At 72.0% G+C, this 25,027-nt stretch carries 23 protein-coding genes; 10 read left to right on the top strand and 13 right to left on the bottom strand.

What is annotated here, in order from left to right; all coding sequences use genetic code 11:
- The first annotated feature begins 36 nt into the window (after positions 1–36).
- Positions 37–975 carry a LysR family transcriptional regulator gene (locus POL72_RS11325; RefSeq protein WP_272095123.1) on the top strand — a complete coding sequence of 313 codons (939 nt, stop codon included), beginning with the start codon at positions 37–39 and terminating at the stop codon, positions 973–975.
- Between the two features lie 38 nt (positions 976–1,013).
- Here the strand turns inward: POL72_RS11325 and POL72_RS11330 are convergent, their stop codons facing one another.
- The 5 genes from POL72_RS11330 to pilM all read right to left on the bottom strand — a co-directional run bounded on the left by POL72_RS11330 (position 1,014) and on the right by pilM (position 6,414).
- On the bottom strand, positions 1,014–3,338 hold the full coding sequence (locus tag POL72_RS11330; protein ID WP_272095124.1) for a type IV pilus secretin PilQ: 2,325 nt from the start codon (positions 3,336–3,338) through the stop codon (positions 1,014–1,016).
- 88 nt (positions 3,339–3,426) lie between these two features.
- Positions 3,427–4,080 carry a pilus assembly protein PilP gene (locus tag POL72_RS11335; RefSeq protein ID WP_272095125.1) on the bottom strand — a complete coding sequence of 218 codons (654 nt, stop codon included), beginning with the start codon at positions 4,078–4,080 and terminating at the stop codon, positions 3,427–3,429.
- Positions 4,077–4,712: a type IV pilus inner membrane component PilO gene (locus POL72_RS11340; protein ID WP_272095126.1), complete on the bottom strand. Its 636-nt coding sequence runs from the start codon at positions 4,710–4,712 to the stop codon at positions 4,077–4,079. The genes POL72_RS11335 and POL72_RS11340 overlap by 4 nt, the downstream gene beginning before the upstream one ends.
- Positions 4,712–5,356, bottom strand: coding sequence for a PilN domain-containing protein (locus POL72_RS50935; RefSeq protein WP_272095127.1), 645 nt, complete (start codon positions 5,354–5,356; stop codon positions 4,712–4,714). The genes POL72_RS11340 and POL72_RS50935 overlap by 1 nt, the downstream gene beginning before the upstream one ends.
- Positions 5,353–6,414 (bottom strand): type IV pilus assembly protein PilM, encoded by a 1,062-nt coding sequence (pilM, locus tag POL72_RS11350; RefSeq protein ID WP_012238809.1) that lies wholly within the window; start codon positions 6,412–6,414, stop codon positions 5,353–5,355. Before pilM ends, POL72_RS50935 begins: the two co-directional genes overlap by 4 nt.
- Before the next feature lie 293 nt (positions 6,415–6,707).
- On the opposite strand from pilM, the gene POL72_RS11355 reads away from it, so the two are divergent.
- The gene (locus tag POL72_RS11355) at positions 6,708–7,898 is read left to right on the top strand and encodes a peptidoglycan L,D-endopeptidase MepK (protein WP_272095128.1); all 1,191 of its coding nucleotides are present in this window, start codon (positions 6,708–6,710) and stop codon (positions 7,896–7,898) included.
- Positions 7,899–8,050: 152 nt separating this feature from the next.
- Positions 8,051–9,004: a sigma-70 family RNA polymerase sigma factor gene (locus POL72_RS11360; RefSeq protein WP_272095129.1), complete on the top strand. Its 954-nt coding sequence runs from the start codon at positions 8,051–8,053 to the stop codon at positions 9,002–9,004.
- A 13-nt stretch (positions 9,005–9,017) separates the two neighbouring features.
- On the opposite strand, the gene POL72_RS11365 is transcribed toward POL72_RS11360, so the two are convergent.
- Together POL72_RS11365 and kal/cle are read right to left on the bottom strand one after the other, a co-directional pair.
- Positions 9,018–11,729, bottom strand: a complete 2,712-nt coding sequence (locus tag POL72_RS11365; RefSeq protein ID WP_272095130.1) for a hypothetical protein — start codon at positions 11,727–11,729, stop codon at positions 9,018–9,020.
- Complete coding sequence (gene kal/cle / locus POL72_RS11370) at positions 11,726–13,108, bottom strand: bifunctional 3-aminobutyryl-CoA ammonia lyase/3-keto-5-aminohexanoate cleavage enzyme (protein WP_276596421.1); 1,383 nt, start codon at positions 13,106–13,108, stop codon at positions 11,726–11,728. Before kal/cle ends, POL72_RS11365 begins: the two co-directional genes overlap by 4 nt.
- A 58-nt stretch (positions 13,109–13,166) precedes the next feature.
- On the opposite strand from kal/cle, the gene uppS reads away from it, so the two are divergent.
- From uppS to POL72_RS11390, 3 genes are all read left to right on the top strand, one after another.
- The gene (gene uppS, locus POL72_RS11380) at positions 13,167–14,024 is read left to right on the top strand and encodes a polyprenyl diphosphate synthase (RefSeq protein WP_272095131.1); all 858 of its coding nucleotides are present in this window, start codon (positions 13,167–13,169) and stop codon (positions 14,022–14,024) included.
- 2 nt (positions 14,025–14,026) lie between these two features.
- A complete protein-coding gene (locus tag POL72_RS11385; protein ID WP_272095133.1) occupies positions 14,027–14,848 on the top strand; it encodes a phosphatidate cytidylyltransferase in 822 nt (273 codons plus the stop codon).
- A gap of 251 nt (positions 14,849–15,099) precedes the next feature.
- Positions 15,100–16,425, top strand: coding sequence for a Glu/Leu/Phe/Val family dehydrogenase (locus tag POL72_RS11390; RefSeq protein ID WP_272095135.1), 1,326 nt, complete (start codon positions 15,100–15,102; stop codon positions 16,423–16,425).
- Positions 16,426–16,476: 51 nt separating this feature from the next.
- Here the strand turns inward: POL72_RS11390 and ygfZ are convergent, their stop codons facing one another.
- The 3 genes from ygfZ to POL72_RS11405 form a co-directional block, all read right to left on the bottom strand.
- Positions 16,477–17,475, bottom strand: coding sequence for a CAF17-like 4Fe-4S cluster assembly/insertion protein YgfZ (gene ygfZ, locus POL72_RS11395; RefSeq protein ID WP_272095136.1), 999 nt, complete (start codon positions 17,473–17,475; stop codon positions 16,477–16,479).
- Positions 17,476–17,536: 61 nt separating this feature from the next.
- On the bottom strand, positions 17,537–18,088 hold the full coding sequence (locus POL72_RS11400) for a hypothetical protein (protein ID WP_272095137.1): 552 nt from the start codon (positions 18,086–18,088) through the stop codon (positions 17,537–17,539).
- Between the two features lie 111 nt (positions 18,089–18,199).
- Positions 18,200–18,778 carry a hypothetical protein gene (locus POL72_RS11405; protein ID WP_272095139.1) on the bottom strand — a complete coding sequence of 193 codons (579 nt, stop codon included), beginning with the start codon at positions 18,776–18,778 and terminating at the stop codon, positions 18,200–18,202.
- A 280-nt stretch (positions 18,779–19,058) separates the two neighbouring features.
- Between POL72_RS11405 and POL72_RS11410 the strand changes: the two genes are divergently transcribed.
- The 3 genes from POL72_RS11410 to POL72_RS11420 are packed head-to-tail and all read left to right on the top strand — an operon-like array spanning position 19,059 to position 21,824.
- On the top strand, positions 19,059–20,405 hold the full coding sequence (locus POL72_RS11410; RefSeq protein ID WP_272095140.1) for a vitamin K epoxide reductase/DsbA family protein: 1,347 nt from the start codon (positions 19,059–19,061) through the stop codon (positions 20,403–20,405).
- A 7-nt stretch (positions 20,406–20,412) separates the two neighbouring features.
- Positions 20,413–21,111 carry an OmpA family protein gene (locus POL72_RS11415; protein ID WP_272095141.1) on the top strand — a complete coding sequence of 233 codons (699 nt, stop codon included), beginning with the start codon at positions 20,413–20,415 and terminating at the stop codon, positions 21,109–21,111.
- Entirely contained in the window at positions 21,108–21,824 is a 717-nt protein-coding gene (locus POL72_RS11420; protein WP_272095142.1) for a TlpA family protein disulfide reductase, read from the top strand. Before POL72_RS11415 ends, POL72_RS11420 begins: the two co-directional genes overlap by 4 nt.
- 149 nt (positions 21,825–21,973) lie before the next feature.
- Here the strand turns inward: POL72_RS11420 and POL72_RS11425 are convergent, their stop codons facing one another.
- Both POL72_RS11425 and POL72_RS11430 read right to left on the bottom strand, forming a co-directional pair.
- Complete coding sequence (locus tag POL72_RS11425; protein WP_272095143.1) at positions 21,974–22,186, bottom strand: hypothetical protein; 213 nt, start codon at positions 22,184–22,186, stop codon at positions 21,974–21,976.
- Between the two features lie 211 nt (positions 22,187–22,397).
- The gene (locus POL72_RS11430; RefSeq protein ID WP_272095144.1) at positions 22,398–23,000 is read right to left on the bottom strand and encodes an STAS domain-containing protein; all 603 of its coding nucleotides are present in this window, start codon (positions 22,998–23,000) and stop codon (positions 22,398–22,400) included.
- A gap of 290 nt (positions 23,001–23,290) precedes the next feature.
- On the opposite strand from POL72_RS11430, the gene POL72_RS11435 reads away from it, so the two are divergent.
- On the top strand, positions 23,291–23,827 hold the full coding sequence (locus POL72_RS11435) for a hypothetical protein (RefSeq protein WP_272095145.1): 537 nt from the start codon (positions 23,291–23,293) through the stop codon (positions 23,825–23,827).
- 80 nt (positions 23,828–23,907) lie between these two features.
- Here the strand turns inward: POL72_RS11435 and POL72_RS11440 are convergent, their stop codons facing one another.
- Complete coding sequence (locus POL72_RS11440) at positions 23,908–24,753, bottom strand: Uma2 family endonuclease (protein WP_272095146.1); 846 nt, start codon at positions 24,751–24,753, stop codon at positions 23,908–23,910.
- Positions 24,754–25,027 lie beyond the last annotated feature (274 nt).

Raw genomic sequence — 25,027 nt, forward strand, 5'->3', positions numbered from 1 at the left:
ACGCTGTGGATACTTTGTTCGTCTTATATTCCTGGAGTGAATCTTTCGGCGATCGACGTCAACCTGGTGATCGCGCTCGACGCCTTGCTGCAGGAGCGCAGCGTGACGCTCGCGGCCCGCCGGGTGGGCCTCAGCCAGCCCGCCATGAGCCACGCGCTGACGCGGCTGCGTGAGCTCTTCTCCGACCCGCTGCTCGTCCGGGTCGGCCGGCAGATGGCGCTCACCTCGCGCGCCGAGGCGATCACGCCGCAGGTCACCGCGATCGTCCACGATCTCGCGGGCCTCTTCGGCGAGACGGCGCAGGCCTTCGACCCGGCGACGAGCGATCGCACCTTCCGGATCGCCGCCACGGAGTACGTGGAGCTCGTCCTCATGCCGCGGCTCAACGCGGCGCTCGCGCAGGGCGGACCGAGGCTCGCGCTCCACCTGCTCCCGCTCGACGGCCGCGCCGTCGACGCGCTCCGGAGCGGCGAGATCGATCTCGCGATCGGCGTCTTCCCGCAGGAGAGCCTCCCCTCCGACCTGCGCCGCGCGCCCCTCTTCGACGATCGCTTCGCGGGGCTCGCGCGCATGAGCCACCCCACGGCGCGCGGGCACGTCGATCTCCAGACCTACGCGGCCCTCCCGCACGTCGTCGTCCCCAGGGGCGGCGCCCACGACGGGGTCGCGGACGATCTCATCGCGGCGCGCGGGATCGCGCGCCACGAGGCCATGACGGTGCCGCACGTGTTCCTCGTGCCGCACGCCCTCACCGCGTCGGATCTCGTGGCCACCGTGGCCACGCGCCTCGGTAGGGCGTTCTCCAGCCTGGTGCCGCTCCGCTCCTTCGACCTGCCGTTCGAGCTGCCGCCCATCGAGATCGCGATGGCGTGGAACAGCCGGACCGAGGGCGATCCCGCGCGGGCGTGGCTGCGCGGCGTCGTGACGGACACCGCCCCGACCCCGCGCGAGGCGGCCCGGCGCAAGCGCGTCTGAGGGGGTCGAGGGCGCGGCGAGGCGCGCCGCGCCAGGGGCTAGCGGCCGAGCGCCTCGGCGCGGTTCACGATGCGCGGCGTGAGGAAGATGACGAGCTCGTTCCGCGTGTCGCTCGCGCGGCGCCGCTGGAAGAGGAGGCCGAGGACCGGGATGTCCCCGAAGAACGGCACCTGATCGAGGTTCCGGCCGGTGTTGCGGGTGAAGATCCCGCCGATCACCGCCGTGTGCCCGTCCATGATCAGGAGGTCGGTCTCCGCCTCGCGCTTCAGGATGGTGGGGTCGCCGCGGGCCGACGTCTGGTTGAAGTCGGGCTCGTCGCGGTTGATCTTCACGTGCATCGCGACGCTGCCGTCCGACGTGACGTGCGGCTTGACGAGCAGCTGGAGCTTGGCCTCCTGGAAGGTCGTCTGCACGCCCTGGGCGCTGATCTGCGAGAACGGGATCAGCGTCCCCTGGCTGATCCGCGCCTCCCGGTTGTCGAGCGTGAGGATGCGCGGGCTAGAGACGACCCGCAGCATGCCGCTCGCCTCGGCCGCCGAGAGGCGGACGCCGAGGTTGACGGTGTTGTTGATCGAGCCGAGCGTGAAGCCGAGCGCGCCGCCAGATCCGGCGCCGACGACGGCCGGCAGGTTCACCGCGAAGTTCGGGTTCGAGACCTGGCTCGCGAACGGCGAGAGGCCGCCGGTCGGGCTGTTCGAGTCGGTCGCGCCGCCGGCGATGCCGATCGCCGAGGGGAAGACGAGCCCCGTCGGGTTGCCGGTCGCCGCGCTGAACGTCCCGTCGCCGCCCCACTGGATGCCGATGTCGCGCACGTAGCGGCTCGTCGCCTCCACCACGCGCGCCTCGATCAGCACCTGCGGCGTCTGCGTGTCGAGCGAGCGGACCAGCTCCTCGATCTGGTTCAGGTTCCCCGCGACGTCGCGCGCGATGAGCACGTTGGTCCGCTCGTCGACCGCCAGCGAGCCGCGCGGCGAGAGCATGTCCTTCGAGCGGTCCTGGAGGTCCTTGGCGTCCGCGTAGTTGATCGGGATGAGCCGCGTCTCGAGCGGGGCGAGCTGGAGCTCGCTCTTGCGCCGCGCGATCGCGAGCTCCCGCTCCTTGTTGAGATCGGCGATCGGGGCGACGCGGATCATGTTGCCCTGCCGGACGACGCCGAGGCCCTTGGCCTGGAGCACCGTCTCGAGCGCCTGGTCCCACGGGACGTTGCGCATCCGGATGGTGACCGTGCCGGTCACGTTGTCGGCGGTCACGATGTTGACCCGCCCCACGTCGGAGATCAGCCGGAGGACGTTGTGGATGTCCGCGTCCTTCAGGTCGAGGTCGATGCGCCGCCCCGTGAACCGCCGCTGCTGCCCGGCGATCGCGGGCATGAAGGCGCCGGCCTGGTCGGGCTCGACGAGCGACTCCTGGCTGCTCGCCGCGCCCTCGAACGAGGTCTCCACCTTCGGCGCCGCGTCGTCGAGGAGCGCCTCGCGCGCCACCGTGCGGGTCCGCCTCGCCGCGCCGCCGTCGGCGCCGATCCCCGAGAGCGCCGTGGGCAGCGCGCCCTTCGCGACGCTCAGCACGAGCGCGTTGCCCTCGCGCGCGACAACGCCCGAGGCGCCCTCGGCCTGCTCGACCTCGACGACGACCCTGGAGCCGTCGCTGTTGCGCCGGAACGTCGAGATGGCCCGCACCGGGCCGCCGAAGGCGCCGACGTCGAGCTTGCGCTGGAGGGCGTCGGGGAGCCGGACGCCGCTGAGCTCGATGACGCGGCGCCCCCCCTTGCCCGTCGACTCGCGGTAGCTCGGGATCGACGAGAGCTCGATGACGACCCGATCGAGCGTCGCCTGGTGCTCGAAGCGCACGTCGGTGATCGCCGCCGGCTCGCGCGCCGGCGCCGCCGCCGCGGGGCCGGCCGGGGCCCGCGCCGCCATCGGCGCCGTCGCGTCGGCGGCGGCGAGCTCGATCACGAGCGCGCCCTGCTCGGCGCGGATCCGGTAGGCAGCCGGACGCGCGAGCTGCACGAGCACCCGCGTCGTCCGCTGGGTCGCCTTGCCGAACCCCTGCGTCATCACCCCGGCCACGATCGCGTTGCCGCTCGTGATCGCGCCGGACGCCCCGCCATCCTCCGCGCCCTCGAGGTCGACGAGGAGCCGCTTGCCGCCGTCCGCGACCCGCGCCGAGAAGCGCGGCTCGCCGCTCGTCGCGACCACGATCTCGGCCTTGCCCTCGTCCGGCGCCGTGAGCCTCACGTCGCTGACCTTGATCGGGGCGGCGGCGTCTGCGTCTCCCGCAGGAGCGCCGAGGATCAACATCACCCCGAGTGCCGCAGCACGGCGAAGCGCGCCCCGCCTCGGGCGATAGTCTCGATTGCTCTTCATTGCACTCCCGCTTCGCGGTGACGCGAGATCTGCGTCACGCTGCCGGGAGGCTACTTCGGGTGCCCGGCGCGGGCCCAATTCGTGGCGGTCACGGGGCGCCGAAGCCCGACTCGTTCGCCTCGCCGAGCGGCCTCAGCGCGATCACGCGCGTGGTCGGCGGGATCTCCGGGTGCGACGGGTCCTCGCGGATGAAGACGACGTCCGAGTCGCGGATCCGATCGATGCGCCAGTTCACGGCCACGTCGACGCCCGTGGGGCCGCCGGCGTGCACGATCTCGGCCTTGCCGACGAAATCGCCCACCTTCACCACCCACCCGAGCCCCGTGGGATCGGTGAGCAGCGCGCGGGCGGGCGCGCGCGAGACGACGCCGACCAGCCTGAGCTCGTCGAGCGCGAAGCGATCCACGAGGACCTGGCGCTGGATCGTCACCCGACCCCGGGCCTGCGTCGCGAAGAGCGACTCGAAGCTCCGGAACGGGTCGCGGCTCCGGTCGCTCTCGGAGAAGTCGGCCTCCTGGAACTCCCGGAGCGGCAGCGGCGGCAGCTCCGGCGCGCCGGCGTCCGCGGCCGCGGACGCGGCGCCGGCCGCGGGCGCGCGCGGGGGCGAGGCCGAGGCCGGCGCCCCGGCCGGGCGCGCCTGGGTGGACGAGGTCATCGGCTCTTCCTCCCCGCACCCCGCGAGCGCGAGGGCCGCGGCGGTGGTCGCCCCGAGGGCGAGCAGCAGCATCCGGCCAGGCGTCACCGGACACCTCCGCTGCGCCGCTTCACGCCGCTCGTCGCGGTCTCCCCGGCGCGCACGGCGCGGAACGCGGTCGCGAGGCACTCCACCTTGATCTCCACGTCGGTCCCCACGACCTTCGGCTCCTTGATCTGGACCTCCTCGAGGTTGATGATGCGATCCAGCTGCCCCACGCCGTGGAAGAACTTCGCCACCTGGTGGAACTTGCCGGAGAGCGTCAGCTGCATCGGCACCTTGGAGAAGAACTCCTGCGGGATCTCCTCGGTGGGGCTCCATGACGTCAAGTTGACGCCGGAGACGGTCGCGACGCCCTGGATGGCGGAGAGGAAGGCCGGCGTCTCGGACTCGTCCGGGAGGATCTTCTTCTGCTCGCGGCTCATCTGCTCGCGGCGGGTCTTCTCGTCGAGGTCCTTCTGGTAAGCGGCCTTCGACGCCTGCGCCTTGGTGAGCTCCGCCTGGAGCACGCCCTGCTTCTGCACGGCGCCCTCGATCTGCGAGTCGACGTCGGCGTAGAAGCCGACGAAGTACAGGATGCCGACGAGCGCCGCGAAGAGCGCGCCGACGCCGAGCTTGGCGAGCGGCGGCAGCCGGTCGAGCGCCGAGCCGGCCTGCGCGGGCATGGGCTTCGTGGCCATCAGTACCTCACCTTCAGCTGCAGCGCGAACGAGACGAGCTCGAGCCGCGACTCCTTCTCGTTCTCCTTCTTCCCCGGGAGCAGCTGCACGTCGTAGAAGTACGAGGACAGCTTCAGCCGCTGGGCGAGCTCGTAGACGTCGGTGCCGTCGCGCGCGAGCCCCTCGATGCGCACGATCCGCTCGGACTCCACGTAGCTCGTGAGCCACAGCCGGCGGCTGTCCCAGGAGGGGTTGTAGACGGCGAGCGGGTTCTCCTTGCGGAGCTGCGCGAGCTTGTCCGGGTCGGCGGTCGGCCCCTTGCCGTTCGTGAGCAGCTGCGCGAGCTCGAGGAGCACCGCGGTCGGCCCGCTGCGCGCGGCCTGGAGCTTCGCGATCGCGTCCTCGCGCGCGCGCAGCACCTCGAGCGCCTTCTTGATCTCCTCGTGGTTCGCGACGAGCGTGCGGATGTCCTGGATCTGGCTCTGGAGCAGCGAGTTCTTCCGGTTCTGCTCGTCGAGCTCCTCGACCTTCGTCTGGTGGAAGAGGAAGAGCGCGACGATCTCGAGGATCACGACGCCGAGCGTGACGAGCAGCCACCGCTGGCTCGCCTGGGGCGCGGCCCCGCGCGTGCCGCGCCGCTGCGGGAGAAGGTTGACGCGAATCACGAGCGCTTCTCCCGGTCCTTGCGCATCGCGAGCCCGAGCGAGACGCAGAACTGCGCCGCCCGGAGCCGGAGCAGCTCCTGGTTGACTTCCTTCGCTTCCACGGTGATGCGCTCCATCGGCTGGATCAGCTCGACGGCCACCCGGGCGCGCCGCCCGATCGCGGCGGGCAGCGCCGGCAGGTTCGACGAGCCGCCAGTCAGGTAGATGCGGTGCATGTCGCCCTCACCGCTCGTGGCCAGGAAGAAGTCGAGCGAGCGCTGGATCTCCCCGGCGATGGAGTCGCACACCTGCTCGATGGTCTCGATGACCTGCGCGGGCACGCCGCCCGGCCCCGAGGTCACGCTGGCGCACTTGAACTCCTCGGCCTGCTCGAAGCTGATGCCGAGCTTCCGCTGGATCTGCTCGGTGATGTAGTTGCCGCCGTTGCCGATGTCGCGGGTGAACGCGCTCGCGCCGCGCGACACGATGTTGATCGACGCGAGGCTCGCGCCGACGTTGATGATGGCGAACGTCTGGTCCGGCGGGATGCCGCGGTTCACCTCGAACAGGTTCTGGACGGTGAACGCGTCGATGTCGACCACCATGGGCTTGAGCTTCGCCGTCCTGGCGATCTGGGTGTAGTCGTTGATCTCGTCGCGCTTCGCGGCGACGAGCAGGAGGTCCATCTGCCCGGCCTCGGGGCGCCGGCGCAGCACCTCGTAGTCGACGTGGACGTCCTTGATGTCGAAGGGGATGTGCTGCTCGGCCTCCCACTGGATCTGCTCGTCCAGCTCGGCGGCGGTCATGAGCGGCACCGTGATCTTGCGGATGATGACCGCCTGACCGCTGATGCTGAGCGCGATCTCGCGCTGGCGGATCTTGGCCTCGGAGAAGGCCCGGCCGAGCGCCTCCACGATGGCCTGCGCGTTCATGACGTGGCCGTCGACGATGGCCTGCGGCGCGAGCGGCGCGTACCCGAGCCGCACGAGGCCATAGCCTCTGCGGCCTTCCTTGATCTGAGCGATCTTGATCGCGCTCGATCCGATATCGACCCCGATCAAGTTCTTGCCTTCCGACATCCCGTCCGTCCTGCTCCGCGCCCGCCGTGGTGAAGCAAGGGAAGCCCGGGCTGCGTTGCCCGGCTCCCGGGCGCCCGATCCCCTGTGATCGCCTCTGGTCGCTTCTGGCGAAGCTTCGCACCACCGGGGATCGCTGGGCAAAAAACCGCTTTACGCTCGCCTCCTGCCCGCCTATCGAAGTTCGACACGCGGTGCTGCGCCGCCGGTCGGGCCGGCGAGCGCGCGCCAGCCCAGGGTAGCACCGTCCGGGGCTCGGTCGTCGGGCACGGATGACGTCAGGTCAGAGTCCCCTCATGCATCCGGAGTTCTCCCGTTTCTGCGGCATCGGCCCCCGCGCCGGGGCCGCGATGGAGCCCACCTCTCGGTCGTCGCGCCCATCGCGGCTGCGATGTGCGCTCGCCGCCCTCGCGGCGGCGTTTCTCCTGAGCGCCGCGCCCGGCACGGCGGTCGCCGAGGACGGCCAGCACACGGTCTACGCCGGCCAGACGCTCGGCAAGATCGCGAAGCGGTACCGCATCACGGTCGACGCGCTCCGCGAGGCGAACGGGCTCAAGCCTGGCCAGCGCATCCACCCGGGCCTCGTCCTCGTGATCCCGGAGCGGGGTGAGCCCGGCGCGCGCGCGCGGTCCACGCGCGCCGCGCCCGGCCGGGCCGCCGCGCTGCGCGACGAGCGGGAGCGGAGCCGCGGCGCCAGCGCGAAGGAGCGCGACGCCGAGGCCGGTCCCCGGGGGAAGGGGTCGGCGAAGAGGGACGCGGCGAAGGCCGATCCCCGGTCGATGCCGCCGAACAAGCGCTATGCGCAGCGACCCAAGCGCCCTGGGTGGGTCCGCCTGGCGCGAGGCGCCGAGCGGCTGGACCTCCAGCTGCTCACGCCGAAGGGGCGGCTCGTGCCCAAGGCCCTCCCCAAGCTCAGCCGGCTGATGCGCGCGTCCCCCACCGCCTCGATACCCATCGATCCCCGGCTCGCCACGCTGATAGCGATGGTGAGCGACCACTTCGGCGGCAGGACCCTCCGCGTCGTCAGCGGTTATCGCCCCTACTCCCCCACCCAGTACACCCCGCACTCCAACCACAACCACGGTCGCGCCGTCGATTTCATGGTCGAGGGCGTGCCCAACACCGTGGTCCGCGATTTCTGCCGAGGTTTCCGCAACGCAGGTGTCGGATATTATCCCAACTCTACGTTCGTTCACCTGGACGTCAGATCAGATAAAGTCTACTGGGTGGATTACTCGGGGCCTGGAGAGGCGCCGCGCTACGAGGGAGCGAAGGGTTCCGTCGCGGCCGATGAAGCGGCGCGCGATGTCCCTGTGTCCGCGGAAGAAGAGGTGTATGGGTCAGGCGAGCCCCGTGCCCCTCAGCCGCAACCCATGAATACTACAGGGACAAACTCGGACACGGCGCACAGCGGCGGCGGGACGGAGAAGGGCCTGGGGTCAGGTTCACCCACCCTTGCTCCTGAAACTTCGCCTGCGAAAAGGTGAGCTGTCGCGGCCGCTGGCTATAATCCACACACTGAACATCCGCACCAGACACAATTGCACGGCTCTGCCTTGCACGCTGCGAGAGTTGTGGCACCAATCCACCTCACGTGCAGCAATCGACCCGACTGCAGCGGGAGGGGCACGCTCCTCCCATGTCGCTCCCCGCATGCTGTGACGGGGGCGAGTTCGTCCAGCCGGTCGCCCTGGGCGCGACGTGTCCGGTCGTTCCGTGTGAGCACGCGCTGATCGAGGCGCCTTCTGCCCTCGGCCTCGATGGAGCGCCGAGCATCGCGGTGCAGGGGGCGGGCGCGTCGCTCGCCCACGAGCTTTGGGAGTCCGCGGAGGTCGCGTCAAGGTGCGCGCACGACATTTGGGAATCCGTGGAGGCCACGTCTGCCTGCGCCTACGAGGGTCCGTGGCGGTCGCTGGCGCCGGAGGGCGAGCCGGACAGCGGCTCGCATAGCCCGCCGCGCTGTACCGACGCGGCCTGCCCGGGCGGGCCGCGCGACCACGAGCCGACGTGCACGCCGCTCCGCCCGGAGGTGCTGCAGGGGTACTTCCCGCTCGTCCGCAAGCTGGTGCGGCAGGTGTCGCGCCACCTGCCGCCCAACGTGCAGCGCGACGACCTGCTCAGCGCGGGGATGCTCGGGCTCGTCGACTCGATCCGCAAGAACGGCGGGAGCGACGGCGAGACGTTCGCCGGCTACGCGAAGCTCCGGATCCGCGGCGCGATCGTCGATGAGCTCCGCGCGCAGGACTGGCTCTCGCGGCGAGCGCGCGAGGCGGTCGAGGCGGAAGCCGCCGGCAAGGTCGGCGGCGCGACCGTCTTCGTGAGCCTGAGCGAGGTGACCCCGACCGAGGAGTCGGTGCACATGTCCGGCGAAGACGATCCGATCGAGGCGATCTCGGCGCAGGCGACCCGGCGGGCGCTGTCCTTCGCGATCGCGCAGCTCCCGGAGCGGGAGCGGCGCGTGATCGGCATGTACTACTTCGAAGGGGCGAAGCTGAAGGACATCGGCGCAGAGCTCGGGATCGGCGAGCCCCGCGTCTCGCAGCTGCACACGCGCGCGCTCGGCATGCTGCGAGGCATGCTGTCCCACGCCTGACCGCCGCCCGCGCTCAGGGGGCGAGCCGGCGCGCCCGGCCGGGCATCGCGACGCCGACCGCGAAGAGCGCGGTCTCCTCGTAGGTCTGCTGCAGGGCGGGGTCGCCGGAGGCCCGGTGCACGAACGCGTTGCGGTGCGCGCCGCGATCGAGCGCGACCGCGCGGGCGCAGCCGAGGTCGAGCAACGCCTCGGTCGTCGCCTCGTCGCTGTCGAAGGTGGTCGTGGCCACGAGCAGCGTGCCGTCGTCGAGCACGCAGGCAGCGCTGCGGCGGCGCATGGTCCCGATCTCGCGCGCCTCCGGCCGCAGCCTGCCGTCGTCGGCGGTGAGCGGCAGCTCGGTCGCGTCCGCGCCCGGCGCGAGCGGGGCGCCGCCCGCCGGGCGGATCTCGATGCGGCCCTGGCGGACCAGCAGCAAGCCTCCCTCGCCGCGGAAGCGAAGGCCGACGGTGCCGCCCACGGCGAGCCCGCGCGGGCCCCGCCGCCGACCGGTGCCGACGCCGATCGCCGCGAGGACCTGCCGCCGCTCGTCGGCCGGCACCTCGGCGTCGAGCTTCGGCGCGCTCCGCGGCGAGATCTCGCGCGAGCCGGCGCGGAGACGGAACAGGAACCGGTCCGGAGCGAAGGCGTGGACGCGGACCTGCGCGCCGAGGTGCACGGTGTCGGCGGCGTACACCGCCGGGCTCCACGCCGGGGGCGGCTGCGCGCCGCCGTCCTCGGTCCAGCCCGCGCTCTCGCCCGGCAGCGACAGGTCCGGCGCGGGGGCACCGTGCGTCCAGCGCGACTCGAAGAAGAGAAAGGGGCGCGGCGACGCGGCCGAGGCGTGCTCCGGCGGCGCGATCGACATCGCGGGCGAGAGGCGCTCGGCGGTCAAGATGCCGTCCTGCTGGGGGCTCAGGAAGGCGACGCCGAGGGGGTCCGGCGCCCTGCCCAGCGAGACGCCGGAGAGGCACCCGGCGCGCTCGAGCGCCGCCCGGAGCGCGGCCGCGTCGAGGGCGCTGCCCCACGCGTGGACCACGAAGCCGCGGTCGGTCATGCACAGCGCCGCGCGCTCGACGATCAGGTCGTCGCCGTCGTCGGGTGAGAGCGCCGCGCTGGCGGGGGCGCGCTCCGCGGGAGGGCCGGCGAGGATGGCGAGCGGGGCCGCGGCGCTCCCTGCCTCGAAGAGCGAAGGGCCCTGCCAGAGCGCCCAGGGGAAGCGCGTGGATCCCTCCGCGCGGGGCGCGCCGGGGCTCGAGGCCGCCGGGCGCTGCCAGAGCGCCCAGGGGACGCGCTCGACATCCCCGCCCGACGGCCATGCGCCGAAGTACGGCCGGCCCGAGAGGTCGACCCCGAGCGTCGCCGCGCCGTCGCGCGGGGGCACGATCGCGCGGCCGCCGACGACCATGCCGAGCGCCTCCGCCCCCGCGCGGGGCGCGCCCGGCCCGCGCGGGGAGGCGCCGAGGCCGATGGCGCCGCGGAGCGTCGACGCGTGGGGGAGCTGCCCCGTGCCGCGCGGGCCGACGGTCGGCCTGGGCGCCTCGTATCCCGCCTGCAAGGTGAACCGGATGTGCCGCGTGTCGATCGCGAGCAGGTGGACGCGCAGCTCCGGCCGCCGCGGATCGGGCCGGAGGGTCGTCGCGGCGAACGGGCTGGAGGGGCGCTGCGGATCGTCCTCGACGCCGGGGAGCGCGCGCGGGAGCGAGGGCGCCACCAGCACCCAGGCGCCCTCCCCCGGGAGCGGGGGATCGACCGCCGGCGCGACCGGCGGCGGCGGCCAGAGCGAGGGCCACCCCTCCGGCGCGGGCTCGGGCGACGCGGGGCCTCGGGTCACGTACGCGGCGGCCTGCGCGGCGCGGACCCTCGCCGTCGCGCGGTCCGCGGCGAGCGCGAGCCGCTCGACCGCGGCCGCCGCCGTCGGACCGAGCAGGCGCTCGGCGGACGGCCCGGCGAGCTCCCCGAGCGAGGGGATGCGGCGCGGGAGGTGGTGCGCGCGGGCGACGAACGGATCACGTCCGCCCGTGTCGACCTCCCCGGTGCTGGCGTTGAGCGCCGCCGGGACCGCCTCCGGCCCGAGCGCCATCACCAGGCCCTCGTCGACGAGGTCGAGCCGCGCCGACGCGGGCGGGTTGTCGAACGAGATCTCGGTGCGCGACGCGCCGTCGACGCTCCCGGTCTCGAGCCAGCCGTCGATCGCCGCGCGGAGCCGCTCGCCGAGGGGCCGCGCACCCGCGCGCCCATCGCCGCCAAAATCGAGCTGCGTGATCCCCTGCACGACGCCGAAGGCGGAGGTGGTCACCGCGACGCGGCTGCCGCGGGCGACGAGGCCGCGATCATCGCCGAGGAACGTCTCGGTCAGGTTGCGCACGCCGTCCAGGCTCACCGGCCGGCCGGAGCGGGTGAGCCGCACGCGCGCGCGGTACAGGTCGGCGGCGCCGCGCCCGTCAGGCGCGCGCTCCGCGTCGGGCCCGCGCTCCGCGTCGCCCGGGCGCGGGACGCCTAGAAACAGCACCCGCCGGCCCAGGAGCGCGTCGGACAAGAACCCGCCGCGCTCCTCCCAGACGAAGTCGTCCGGGCCGACGGCGCCGCCGATCGCCTCCCCGAGCATCCCGGCGATGGCGTCCGCGGTCCGCGCCGGCGGGGGCGGCGCCGAGAGCCGCGCGACGGCCCCGAGAAGAGCGATGCCGAGCGCGATCGGGAGCCGGCCGCGCAGGTGATCGATCCAGGGCGAGAGCGGTCGGTCCGTCATCCCTGCGCGCGCGCGCTCCCTCCGGAAGCCGCGCCGGCCTGGGCCGCCGCGGCGCGCGGGCGGATCCCGAGCAGCTGGCGCGCGCGGTCCGGCTCGACCACCTCGCGGCCGACGCTCCGCGCGAAGGCGGCGGCGCGCGCGACGAGCGGCGCGCTCCCCTCGGCGAGCACGCCCTTGTCCAGGTAGATGTTGTCCTCCAGCCCAACCCGCGCGTGCCCGCCGAGCTGCATGGCGAGCTCGGTCATCGGGCGCTGGTGGCGGCCGACGGCGGCGACGCCCCAGGTGGCGCCTTGCGGGATCTGGGTGATCATGAACCGGAGCACGTCCTCGCGCGCCGCGATGCCGCCGGGCACCCCCAGCACGAACTGGAAGTGGAGCGGCTCCGCGAGGAGCCCCTCGGCGACAAGGCTGAGCGCCTCATGGATATGGCCGACCTCATAGCACTCGAGCTCGGCGACGCTCCCCCCCGCGCGGATGCGGGCCGCCATGTCCCGGATGAGGGGCCGGGTATTGTCGAAGATCCCGTCGCCGAAGTTGAGCGTGCCGCAGTTCAGGGTGGCCATCTCGGGGCTGCAGAGCAGCGGCTGGGCGCGCTCGTCGACGCCCATCCCGACGGCGCCTCCGGTCGACGTCTGGACGATGACGTCCGTCTTCTCGTGGATCGCGGCGATCGCCTCGGCGAACAGCGCGCGCGACTGGCTCGGCGACCCGTCCGGGTTCCTGACGTGCAGGTGGACCACCGACGCGCCCGCGTCGCGGCAGCGGGCGGCCTCGTCGGCGAGCTCGCGCGCCGTGATGGGGAGGTGCGGCGTCTGCGCCCGGGTCGTCTCCGCGCCGACGATCGCGGCCGTCAGGATGAGGGCGCTCTGCGGCGGCGTGACAAGGATCCGGGGGGGCGGCGTGATGATCGGCCGCGGCTCCGGGAGCTGCGCGTGGTCCGGGGGCGGCGCCGAGAGCGCCGGCAGGACGAGGCGCGGCCGACGCTGGAGCTCCTTCGGGACGACACAGGTGCCGAGCGCCCGGCACACGATGATCGGCTCGGCCAGCGCGTCGGCCGCCGAGGGCGCCACCCCCGCTTCGCGGACGCTGGCGACGACCTTGCGCGCCTCGAACGCCATCGCGCGCGACGTGGCGCCGACCTTGGTGACCACCCCGGTCGCCTCGATGAAATCGCCTGCTCGGACCGGGGCGAGGAACTCGACCGCCTCGTACGCGCGGAAGAGCCCCTCGTCGCCGTCGAGGCGGATCAGGAGCTCGGTGGCGACGTCTCCGAAGAGCGCGAGAATACGCGCTCCATCGCACAGCTCGCCCGCGTAATGTGCGTCGTGCGCGCCCATCCTGACGCGCAGCGTGACCGTGAGACCAACCCCTGTGCTCATGGGCGTGAAGACTCAACAGTCGACAGTCGGTAGTCAACAAGGGAAACTGCCCCCGCCGATGAACCTTGTAGAAGCCAGAAATCTCCCGCGCCACGTCGGAATCATCATGGATGGCAACGGTCGCTGGGCGGAGCTGCGCGGCGAGCCGCGCGAGGCCGGGCACAAGGCCGGCAGCGCGGCCGTGCGGCGGATCGTGCGCGTCTGCCGGAGGCTCGGCGTCGAGGCGCTGACCCTGTACGCGTTCAGCGAGCAGAACTGGGCGCGGCCCCAGAACGAGGTCGACGCGCTGATGGGGCTGCTGCGCGAGTACCTGATGAGCGAGCGCTGCGAGATCCTCGAGAACGACATCCGCCTTGTCGCGATCGGCGACATCAGCCGGCTCCCCGAGGGCGTGCGCGACGTGCTCGACCCGCTCCGGAAGGCGTCCGCGACGAACCGGCAGATGACGCTCGCGCTGGCGCTGTCCTACGGGGCGCGCGAGGAGATCGCCGCCGCGGCGCGCGAGCTCGCGATGGAGGCGGTCGCCGGCAGGCTCGATCCGGAGTCGATCGACGGGGAGCTGCTGGCCGCGCGGCTGCCGAGCCTGAGCGTGGGCGAGCCGGATCTCATCATCCGCACCGGCGGCGAGCAGCGGCTCTCCAACTTCCTGCTCTACGGGGCCGCATACGCCGAGCTGTCGTTCACCGAGCGGCTGTGGCCCGACTTCACCGAGGACGACCTGTTCGCCGCCATCGCGGTTTACCAGCGGCGCGACGGCGCCGCCCCGCCCGCGCACGACGGGGAGGGCGGCTCCGGGGGCGAGCCGTCGTCCACGTCGCGCGCGGATGCGCTCGACGCGGAGCGGCCGTGGCGCGCGCGCGAGATCGCCGCGCCCGCCTCGCATGCTTCCCACGACGGCTCACGGACGGGGGTCTGAGATTGGCTGCTTCCAACCTCGCGATGCGGGTCACCACCGCGATCGTGGCCGCTCCCCTGCTCCTCTCGCTGCTCTACCTCGGCCCGAGCTGGGGCTGGGCGGCGCTCGTCGCGGCCGCCTCCGCCATCGGCGCGCTCGAGCTCTTCGCGATGACGCACGCGGACGACCGCGTCGCGCGGGCCACCGGCGTCGCGCTCACCCTCGCCGTCCTCGGCGTGATCTGGCGGTTCAGCGGCTCGCCGGGCGCGCTGCTCGCGCTGATCTTCCTGCTCCCGTTCGTCGCGATGCTCGTCACGCTGGTGCGCCTCGGCGAGATGCGCACCGCGGCGCTGCGCGTGCTGGCGATGACCTTCGGCCCGCTCTACGTCGGCGGCGGGCTCGGCGCGCTGGCGCTCCTCCGCCGCGACGCGGGCGCCGACGGCCCCTCGTTCGTTGTGCTGGCCCTGCTGCTCTCCTGGTTCTCCGACACAGGCGCCTATTTCGCCGGCCGCTTCCTCGGTCGGCGCAAGCTCTACGAGGCCGTGAGCCCGAAGAAGACCGTCGAGGGCGCGCTCGGCGGCCTGCTCTTCGCCGTGATCGGCGCGCTCCTTGCCCACTTCTGGTTCCTCCGATCGCTGCCGCTCGTGGACGCGGTCGCGCTCGCGATCGTCGCGGGCGGCCTCGGTCAGGCCGGAGACCTGGGGGAGTCCCTGTTCAAGCGCTCCTTCGGGATCAAGGACTCTGGCGGGATCGTCCCCGGCCACGGCGGCATCCTCGACCGCGTCGATGCCCTGCTCGTCACCGGGACCATCACATATCTGTATGTCCTGTGGTCGAGGTCCTGAACGGCGTCGCGCGCCGTGCGCGGTGCGCGGTGCGCGGTTCAACGACCGCGCATCCATCGATGCGCGACACCCACATCGCACGCACGCGCCGCCTCGCCGCCCGACGCAGCTTCCCCGCCGTCAACGCGGCGCCTCCTCGCACACTGGCGGCCTGACGCATCGCCCCGCCCGTCCGGAACCACGATGACGCATCGCATGGTTGCGCCCGACGTTGAACGGAAGGGCTCGGCGCACTAGAAAGTTACATAGCCATGGAAGAACAACTCAGTACCAAGAACACGACTCCGCCTGTGAGCGTCCCTGCTGTTCCGAGCCACAGGCACAAATACGAGTTCTTCAAAGTCGTCCAGGGTTATCTCGACGAGGCTGCCCGGCTGATCGAGCTGCCGGGTTACATCACCACGATCCTGAGCCAGCCGAAGAACGAGATCATCGTCAATTTCCCTGTACGGATGGATGACGGCAGCATCCGGCTCTTCAAGGGTTACAGGATCCAGCACAACAACCTCCTCGGGCCGTTCAAGGGGGGCATTCGATATCACGAGACGGTGTCGCTCGACGACCTCAAGGCGCTGGCCGCGATGATGACGTGGAAGTGCGCGCTCATGAACCTGCCGCTCGGCGGTGGAAAGGGGGGAATCAAGTTCAACCCGAACGAGGTGTCGCGCGCCGAGCTCCAGCGGATCACCCGCCGCTTCTTCCATGCGCTCGGCGGAAACATCGGCCCGGAGACGGACATCCCGGCTCCCGACATGGGCACCGACGCAAAGACCATGGCCTGGGCCATGGACACGTACATGAACACCGTCGGACAGCTCTTCAAGCAGGCGGTGAAGGGCGTCGTGACGGGCAAGCCGGTGGCGTCGGGCGGCACGTACGGTCGCGAGAAGGCGACGGGCCAGGGCGTCGTCCACTGCATCACCGAGTGGGCCGAGGACAACGACGTGAACCTCGGCGGCTCGACGCTGCTCGTGCAGGGCTTCGGCAACGTCGGCTCGAACACGGCCGTGCTCCTGTCGAAGCTCGGCGCCTCGACCGTCGCGGTCGGCGATCACACAGGGTATCTCTACAATCCGGAAGGGTTCAATCCGCACAAGCTGCAGGACTACGTGAAGAAGAACCGCTCGATCGCGGGCTACCCCGCCGGCAAGCCGATCAGCCGCGAGGAGTTCTTCCGGCTCAAGGCGGACATCTTCATCCCGGCGGCCCTGGAGAACCAGGTCGGCGTGGAGGAGGCGAGCTGGCTGCAGGTCCGCCTCGTGGCGGAGGGCGCGAACGGGCCGTGCACGCCCGAGGGGGAGAAGATCCTCCTGGAGCGCGGGATCCATATCCTGCCCGACGTCCTCGCCAACTCGGGCGGCGTCACCGTGAGCTACTACGAGTGGGTGCAGAACAAGCGCTCGGAGACATGGACGCTCGAGGAGGTCGACTCCCGGCTCGAGAAGGCGATGAAGCGGGCCTACCGCGAGGTGACCGAGATGGCGCGGCAGAAGAAGTGCACGCTGCGCCTCGCCGCCTATGCCGTGGCGCTGCAGCGGCTCGCCGCGGTCTATGGAGAGCGCGAGATCTTCCCCTGAGATGCGCTTATCCGCGCTCCGCCGGCCCGCCGTCCGGCCGACGGCGGGGCGCTAGACCTTGGCCCGACCCGGCCCGTCCCCCGCCCTCGGCGCGCGCGTGATCTCGGCCGCCCGGCCGGCGACCCGGAGCGCCGTGCCCTGGACGGCGTGTTTGTATTTGACGTAGCCGAGCGCGAGAAGCCCTGTCCCGCGCGGATCCTCGACCTGGCTCGTGACGGCGCCGACGGCCGCGCCGTCGAGCAGCGCGATCTCCGCGCCCGCGGGCACGCCGCCCTCCCCCTCCACGGCGAGCTGCACGAGCCGCTTCTTGGCGTGACCGCGCGCCTGGAGCATGAACACCGTCTCCTGCCCCAGGTAGCACCCCTTGTTGAACGAGACGGCGCGCTCCTCGATCGACGCTTCCTGCGGGAAGTTCTGGTCGTCGAAATCGACCCCGAACCGCGGGACGTTGTTCTCGACCCGGAGCACCTCCCACGCCGCCGCCGTCACCGGCACGACCGGGCGGGCCTCGCCCCCGGCGAGGAGCGCCTCGAGGACGGCGCCCTCGGCCTGCCGGGGCGCCACGAGGAGCGCGCCCCCGAGGCCGGTCCAGTCGACGATCGCGGCCTCGGCGCCGGCCGCGCGCCCGGCCGCCGCGAGATCGGCGGACCGCGGGCCGTGGGCGAAGACCCAGGCGTGCTCGCCGGAGGCGTCCTGGACCTCGGCGTCCTCCATGATGAGGTAGCGGTCGAAGATCTCCCGGAGCTGCTCGACGCGCTCCCGCAGCGCGCCGACGTAGATGCGATCGGCCGCGATCACGATCCACACCTCGGCGAAGATCTTCCCGGTCTTCCCCACGTTGAGCCCGTAGGCGCCGCCCGCGGGAGGCGCGGCCTTCGCCCCGGCAGGCAGCGGCTTCTGCGGCGCGAGATCGCAGGTGACAAGGCCGTTCAGCCAGGTCTGCCGGTCCGATCCGGTGACGATCAGCGTCCCGAGCTCGGGCATGGCCTGCACGAGCGCCCCTTCGCGGAGCGCGCGCCGCCGCTCTTCCAGTTCGTGAGCGTTGCTCATCGAGGCCGGATCGTGGAGGAGGGAGCCGGCGCCGTCGAGGGGCGGCCCGAACTTTCAGCGCTCAGGGATCGACCTCGGCGACGAGCGCCGGGAACTGCGCCGACTTGTGGACGCCCGGCGGGACGATCGCCGCGTCGACGTGACCGACGAGGCGGCGGAGCGCGTCGGCGTCGGCCGAGAGCACCTCGGCGACGACGGTGAGCGCCCTCGGGAGCGACGCGACGGCTTCGATCACTTCGTCCGCCGACGCGCACCGGAGCAGGACCGCGCGCGCGCCGACCTTCGCGGCAGCCTCGGCCCCCTCCTTGCTCTCCGCCAGCGCGAGCGGGAGCATCCGCATCGTCCTCGCCCCCTTCGCGAGGCGGTCCCAGTCGTCGAGCGGCAGCGTCGCGTCGATGCAGACCCCGTCCGCCCCGTGGTAGCGCGCCGCGAGGGCGCCGTCGCGATCGCTCACCCGCGACAGGCAGAGCGACGGCACGGTCCTCGTCGCCCGCGCGGCCCCCTGCATGGCGAGCCCTGCCTCGGCGAACGCGAGCGCCGAGATGTTGAGCTCATGCAGCCGCGCCGCATCCTCCGCGGGCGCCTCCGAGCCGACGAGCCCGACAAGAGCCATGTTCTTCCTCCGGGTGGAGAGCACCTGGAGAAGATCGCGTGTGGACGGGACGATCGATCCTGCATCGAAATCCGACATGGGGAGGGCCGGTAGACGAGACGAACGCGCGGGTCAAGCGAGGGATCGCTCGGGGTCCTCGAGCGCGGGTCGGGAATCCATGGCTGGAACGTCCTGCACGCGCATCCACACGGCCGTCTGATCGCCCTCGTAGCAGACGCTGCCTTCGTGACGGAACTCGAACGAATAGCGGATCATGTGCCGCTTCACGCCGAGGCGGGAGCGCGTCGCCACGCACGTCGCCTCGATGGGCGCGCCCGGCTGGACCAGCTTGCGAAAGACCACCCGGTGGATGTTGGTGCCATAACCGATCCAGCCCTCGCGGTGGCGCAGCCCGAGCAGGTGGTAGGCGTGCACGAAGCCGAGCATCCCCGTCGCGTGCACCATGATGGCGCCGGCGACGTGGCGCGGGTGCAGCAGCGGGTGCGCCCGCTGCGCGTCGACGAGCGGCATCGGCCTGTCGGTCGGCATACGGCAGCGCACGAGGCCCTTCTCGGCGTCCACCTCGAGGAGCTCGTCGAAGAAGAGCACCGAGGGGTCGTAAGGGAGGTCCGCGAGGAACTCGGCATCGAACGGACCGAGCTTCACAGGAGGGGGCGCGCCGGTGGCCGCGCCGGGTGCAGAGGTCGTCATCGGTTGGCTCTGGGATCCCGAATCCCCCCGAGCCGGCTCCTAGCAGCGGCCGATCGCGTGGGCAACGCCGACCAGCGCCCCGCGGCGTGAGGCGCGGGGCCGGCGGCCTCGGCGATGCCTGCCGGCGGGCTCAGCGCACCGCGGTCGCGGCGCGCGGCGGTCGCGGCGCGATCGCTCCCTGGACGGCGCGGCGCGCGTGCGCGTCGTCGGCCGCGCGACGCCCGGGCGCACAGGCGTCCTTATTTGACGCGTTGCCCGACGTCGCGTAATCCACTCGGCCATGTCAGGCAGTCGTGGTCCTCGCGGGCCTGCGGCGCTCGCGCTCAGCGGGTCGCTCCTGGGACTCGCGTTCAGCGCCTCATCGACGTTCGATTACATCCGGCACCTCGACCGGCAGGTCCACGACCTGCACTGCAGCTTCATCCCGGGGCTCGGCGCGCAGGCGGGCGCCGACACCGCGTGCCGCGTGGCCATGTACAGCCCCTACTCCGCCCTGTTCCGCGAGGGCTTCTGGGGCGGTATCCCGATCTCGCTGTTCGCCCTGGGCGCGTTCGCGTTCTTCGCGGCGTTCGCGCTCTATGTGCTGCTCTCGGCCGAGCACGCGCCGCGGCGCGCGGCGCACTTCCTGTTCGTCGCGGGCCTCACGCCGCTCGCCGTGTCGCTCATGATGGCGATCATCTCGGCGACGCGCCTCGGGGTGTTCTGCAAGACGTGCGTCGGCATGTACATCTCGTCGGTCCTGCTCGCGGCCGGCGGCGTCTGGGCGTTCCTCGAGGACCGCAGGGCGGCACGCGCCGCGGCCTGGTCCAGCGCGGCGCCGCGCGCGGCTGCTCCAGCTGGCGCGGCCGGGGTGGGGCCCACCGTGCCCGCGGCGCCCCTCGGGGTCGACGCGCCGGGCGGGGCCGCCGCAGCGCCTGCCCAGCCCGCGCGCCGCATGGGCTCGCTGCTGCTCCTGCCGGGGTGGCTCGTCGCGCTCGCCGTGTGCACGGTGACGCCGGCGCTGCTCTACGCGAGCGCGCTGCCGAGCTACGCGAGCTACATGACCGGCTGCGGCAAGCTGGAGAAGCCGACCGAGCCGAACGGCGCGCTGCTCCACGTGACCCGCCCGGGCGCGGTGCAGCCGGCGACGATCTTCGTCGATCCGCTCTGCCCGACCTGCAAGGCGTTCCACCAGCGGCTCGTGTCCGAGGGGGTGTTCGACAAGCTCGACGCGACGCTGGTGCTCTTCCCGCTGGACAGCGAGTGCAACTGGATGCTCGACCGGCCGGTGCACCCGGGCTCGTGCCTCCTCTCGAAGGCCATCCTGTGCAGCGATCACCGGGCGATGGATGTGCTCGAGTGGGCCTACGAGAACCAGGAAGAGCTGCTCGCCGGCGCGAAGGCGGGGGCGGGCACCGCCAACGTCCAGGCGGCGATCCGGCAGCGCTGGCCGGGGCTCGACGCATGCATGGACTCGAAGGAGACGGCGCTGCGGCTGAACCGTATGCTCCGCTACATCGTGGACAACAAGCTCCCTGTCTCGACGCCACAGATGTTCCTGGGCACGACGCGGCTCTGCGACGAAGATACGGACATCGGGATGTCGTACGCGATAAGGCAGCTCGCGCCGGCGCTCCGGACGAAGTGAGGTGTTCATGAGAGGCGCAGGGATCATCGGGATCGTGGCCGGGTGCGCGCTTCTGGTCGCGTCCGGGGTGACGGTGCACAGCGAGGTGCAGGCCGCGTCGCAGCGCCTGAAGACGGGCCTGGCCGCGGCGGTGAAGCCGGCCGTGGCCATCGCCAACGACGCCGAGGCGCCGTATTGCACGCCCGCGTTCAAGACGGTGCTCCAGCGGGTGCTCAACGCGTGCGGCCTCGTCGGGGCGGAGGCGCGGCGCGGGTGCCAGCCGGCCGACGTGAAGACGCTCGCGTCGATCAGCGACGACGACTTCAACGCGCTCTTCACGCCGCTGAAGCAGCGCGGCGGGGTCGTGATGTTCGACGACGCCTCGGAGAAGCTCGACGACGACGGGAAGAAGATGATCGAGGAGATGTGGCTCGATCGGCGCGGCGCCCGCTATTTCTTCATCGTCGCCCGCGCGTCGAAGACGGGGGGGCCGGAGTTCAACCGGACGCTGTCGCACAAGCGCGCGAACAGCGCGTTCTTCGACATCTCCGACAAGTTCAAGGAGCAGGACCTGGACAAGAAGGTCGGGATGCTGTGGCTCGGGAACGAGTTCGCGCAGCTCGGCGCGGAATACTGCCAATGGAACGTCTCGCGCAAGAACAAGGCATGTACGGCGGAGGCCATCAACCGGAGCGCGTTCGTCTCGTGGGTGGACTGTCAGCTGTGAGCACCGCGAGGAGGAGCGGCGCCCTCCGGAGCGCCTTCGTGGCCCTCGCGCTGGCCGCGGGGCTCGCGGGCGGGTGCGACGCCGACAAGAAGGCCGATCTGCCGCCGCCTCCGACGCCCGGTCAGGGGCGGAGCAACGCGGTGACGGCGCCGGGGGCCGCGGCGCCCGCGAGCGCCACGGCGCCGGCGAGCGCCGCGGCGGAGGCGGCGCCGGCCGCCCCGCGGCTCCTGTGCGCGGGGCAGTCGCCGCGGCCTGCGCCCTCGTCGGGCGGGCTCACGGCGGTCGCCGCCGCCGGCGCGGAGAAGCTGCCGGCGCACATCGGATTCGGCGTCGGCAAGTGGGTGTGGGTGAACTTCTGGGCGGCGTGGTGCAAGCCGTGCATGGAGGAGATGCCACGGCTGCTCGGGTGGCAGCAGAAGCTGCGGGCGGCCGGCGTGCTCGTCGACCTGGCGTTCATCTCGATCGACGACGACGAGCGGCAGCTGTCGCGGTTCCTGGAGGCGCAGCCGGGCACCGGGGTGCGCGCCTCGTACTGGCTGCCCGACGGGCCCCAGCGGGCCGGGTGGCTTCGGGCGCTCGGCGTGAAGGAGACGACCGAGCTGCCGATCCACGCGATCGCGGCGCCGAGTGGGCAGGTGACGTGCGTGATCCAGGGCGCCGTCGAGGACAGCGACTATCCGACGATCGCGGCGCTGCTCGGCGGGAAGAAGTAGCCTCCTGCCAGCGGCAGCTCTCCTGGGCCGCGTGGGGCCGGGAGACCGCTCTTCCTCGAGGCCCGGAGCCTGACGGAGTTGGCCCTGGACCTCGGCTTCGCCGATCACAGGCCTTCCGAGCTGTTCCAGAGCGCCGCGCGGCAGCCAGATCAGATCACCTGCGGAGCCGATCCAGTGCGCCGCATGGCGGCCTGAGAGAGGCGAGCAGCGCTCTCCCACATATCCATCGCTTCCGCAGCGACCGCCGCTGCAGCGACGACCTCACCGGCGGCGGACATCGTTCCTTCCAACTCCCGCCTGACGCGGACGAGATCATGGTGCGTCGAGCGCGCCGAGCCCTCCATCGGCGCGTCCGGGATCATCGCAAATCAATCGGATCGATGCGGCAGCGCGTCTCGCGCGCTGCCCTGGTGAGGCGCAGCGGATCAAGCTGGCCCCCGCACACCTGAGCCGCCGATTGCCTCTGCCTCATGTTCAAGCGGAAAGCATCGTACCGTATCCTATATCCATACTGAGGCTATCACCACTTGACATGGCCCTGTCCGCGGCGGCGGCAACGGTGATCGACGCCCATCACCCCGAGGCCCGCGCGAAGCGATCGAGGGCCTCGCGCACGCTGCTCAACGTGGTCAGCCCCCTCACCTCGAAATCAGCGTGCACGATGGTCCTCGCCAGCTCGCTCCCGATCCCCGTCAACGCGCAGCGTGCGCCGAGCAGCTGCACCGCGCCGGCCAGCCGGAGCAACCACCGCACCGTGTCGATGTCCATTCCGCTCAGGCCGGTCACATCCACCACCACACAACGCGCGCCGCGCTCCGACACGGCCGCGAGCAGCGCGTCAAGCACCCCCTCGCTGCGCTCCGTGCTCATGATCCCCACGAGGGGCAAGCAGAGCACCCCACGTCCCACCTCGATGATCGGGCTGGAGATCTCCCGGATCGCGGCCCGCTGCAGCTCGATCGTCGTGCGCGCCTCCTCGAGCTCGTCGCGGTAGACCGCATTCCGGCGCCGCTCCCGGACGAGCACCTCGAGCATGGCGTTGATTCCTTCATGCACCGGAGCGAGCGAGTCGTCGGCCGGCAGCGCCTCGAGCCTCCCATTGTACGCGCCCTCACGAACCTCGGCGAGGAGCGCGAGAATGGACGCGAGCGCCTGGTGTCCCTTGTCATCTGCCACAGGAGAGCTCACCTTCCCCCCGCAAGCTTCCATGGCATACCACGGCGGGCGGTGAGCGGTCCACGGGGGCGGCGCGCGCCTGATCGGCTCCGACCGGCTCCGCCACGGCCCCCCGTTCGACCGCCGCGCTCCGCGCCGTGCGGCCGGCGCGCGTGACCCGGTGCACTCGGCCTCGACGATGCTGAGCAGGTATTGCTACGATGATCGTCCGGCCGCGCGGCTCGCGCCCGTACCGCCTGCCGACAGGGGGGCTCATGCAAGCGTTCAAGGCAATACGAGAGGATATCGAGGTGCGCGGCCAGGCCCTCGTCGGCCTGACCATGGCGACGGGCTCGTATTCTGGCCTGGCGCTCAAGATCCTGGCCAGGCACGGGATCCGGGAGATCGACGTCAATGCCTGGTACCCGCAGCAGGTCTGCCTCGACGTGTACCGGGACGTGCTCCGCGAGATCGGGCCGCAGACCATGTTCCAGATCGGCAGATACATCCCCGACAACGCCCTGTGGCCCGAGGAGATCAAGGACGTCGAGGCCGCGTTCCGCTTCATCGATATCGCTTATCACATGAACCATCGCCTGAACGGGGCGGCCATGTTCGATGTCCAGACGGGCGCCATGGCGGACGGCATCGGCCACTTCCGCTGCGCGCGCGTGGGCAAGCGCCGTATCGACGTGGTGTGCGACACCCCCTACCCGAGCGAGAACGACCGCGGCGTCATCGTCGGCTGCGGCCGCAAATTCGAGCCGACGCTCGACGCGGTGCTCGACGAGAGCCAACCTACGCGCCTGCGCGGCGCCAGATCCTGCACGTTCATCACGACCTGGTGAGCCCCCATCGCCGTCGGCAGATTGGTTGGCCCGTCGGCAGGTTTCGACGCACGCCGCACAGAGGACGCGCGCTTACACGGTCAAGGCCAACGTCGTTCGCGCTTGAGCTGCTCGCGCAGGGTGGAGAGCTCCGGTCCGGCCATGGCCTCGAGGGTCGCCTCGCGTTCCGGTGACAGGGCGATGCCGAGCACCTCGCAAAGATCCCGGACCGCGATTCGCAGCGCCTGGGTGTGCCCTTCTTTCCTGCCCTCGCTTCTGCCTTCTTCCCGGACCGCCTCGATGTCTTCATAGCCCCTGCGCTGGAGCAGGTTGCGCAGGGTCGCCTCGTGCGCGGCCTCGCGGTCGTAGAGCGCCTCGACGAGCACCGGGTTCTTCAGCACGCCCGGCGCGAGCAGCGCCTCGCCCGGCAAGGCCACCCGCGCCGGCAGGCGCCGGGGCCTCGGCGCGCCGGCGCTCGCCTGCGCCCTGCGCTCCGGCGCCTTCTGCCTGGCCGAGGTGGAGGCATCATAGACCTCGACGCGACGTGCGCCCTGAAGGCGCACCACCCAGATCCAGCGCGTGCCGGCCGCCAAGAGCTCGTCGATCTTGCTCTGCAGCTCCATCTCGTCCTGGCCGGTGTCCGCGTACTCGACGGCGAGCGGCGGCGCTTCGGTGGCCCAGCCGGGCTCGTCCGGGATGGGGCCGACGGCGATGTCGGGGGCGCGCAGCATCTCCGGCTGCGGCGAGACGCCGAGATCGACGGCGGCAGCCTCGGCGAGCGGATCGCTGTCGAGCACGCCGAACCCGGTGCCGTTGCGCCGGCCGCCGCGGCGACCGCTGGGCAGGCACTCGACCAGCTGGCCCTCCGACAGCTCGTAGGGGTCTCCCGGGCGGAGCTGGTCGGCGGTGACGGGGTGGCGGGGCGGTGCAGTCATCGGAATTCTCATGTGGATCTATTCCGGGTAGGGCCCGGCGTCGATCAGGCCGCGTGCGAGCCGGCGTGGCCAGACGTCTGGCTGTCCATGGGCAGACGTCTGGCTGTCCGCCTGCGTGGACGGACGCCGCACGGCAGCCGCGCGCTTACAGGGTGAAGACCAGCGTCGTTCGCGCATGAACTGCTCGCGCGGACCGGAGAGCTCCGGTCAGGTCATCCTTCCGCTTCATCCCCAACGGGTCTGCGCGTGCTTCGCGCGCGCTGTCAGGCGACGGCGCTCGAGGAAC

Source organism: Sorangium aterium (genome assembly GCF_028368935.1).
In the GTDB taxonomy this organism is placed as follows: domain Bacteria; phylum Myxococcota_A; class Polyangia; order Polyangiales; family Polyangiaceae; genus Sorangium; species Sorangium atrum.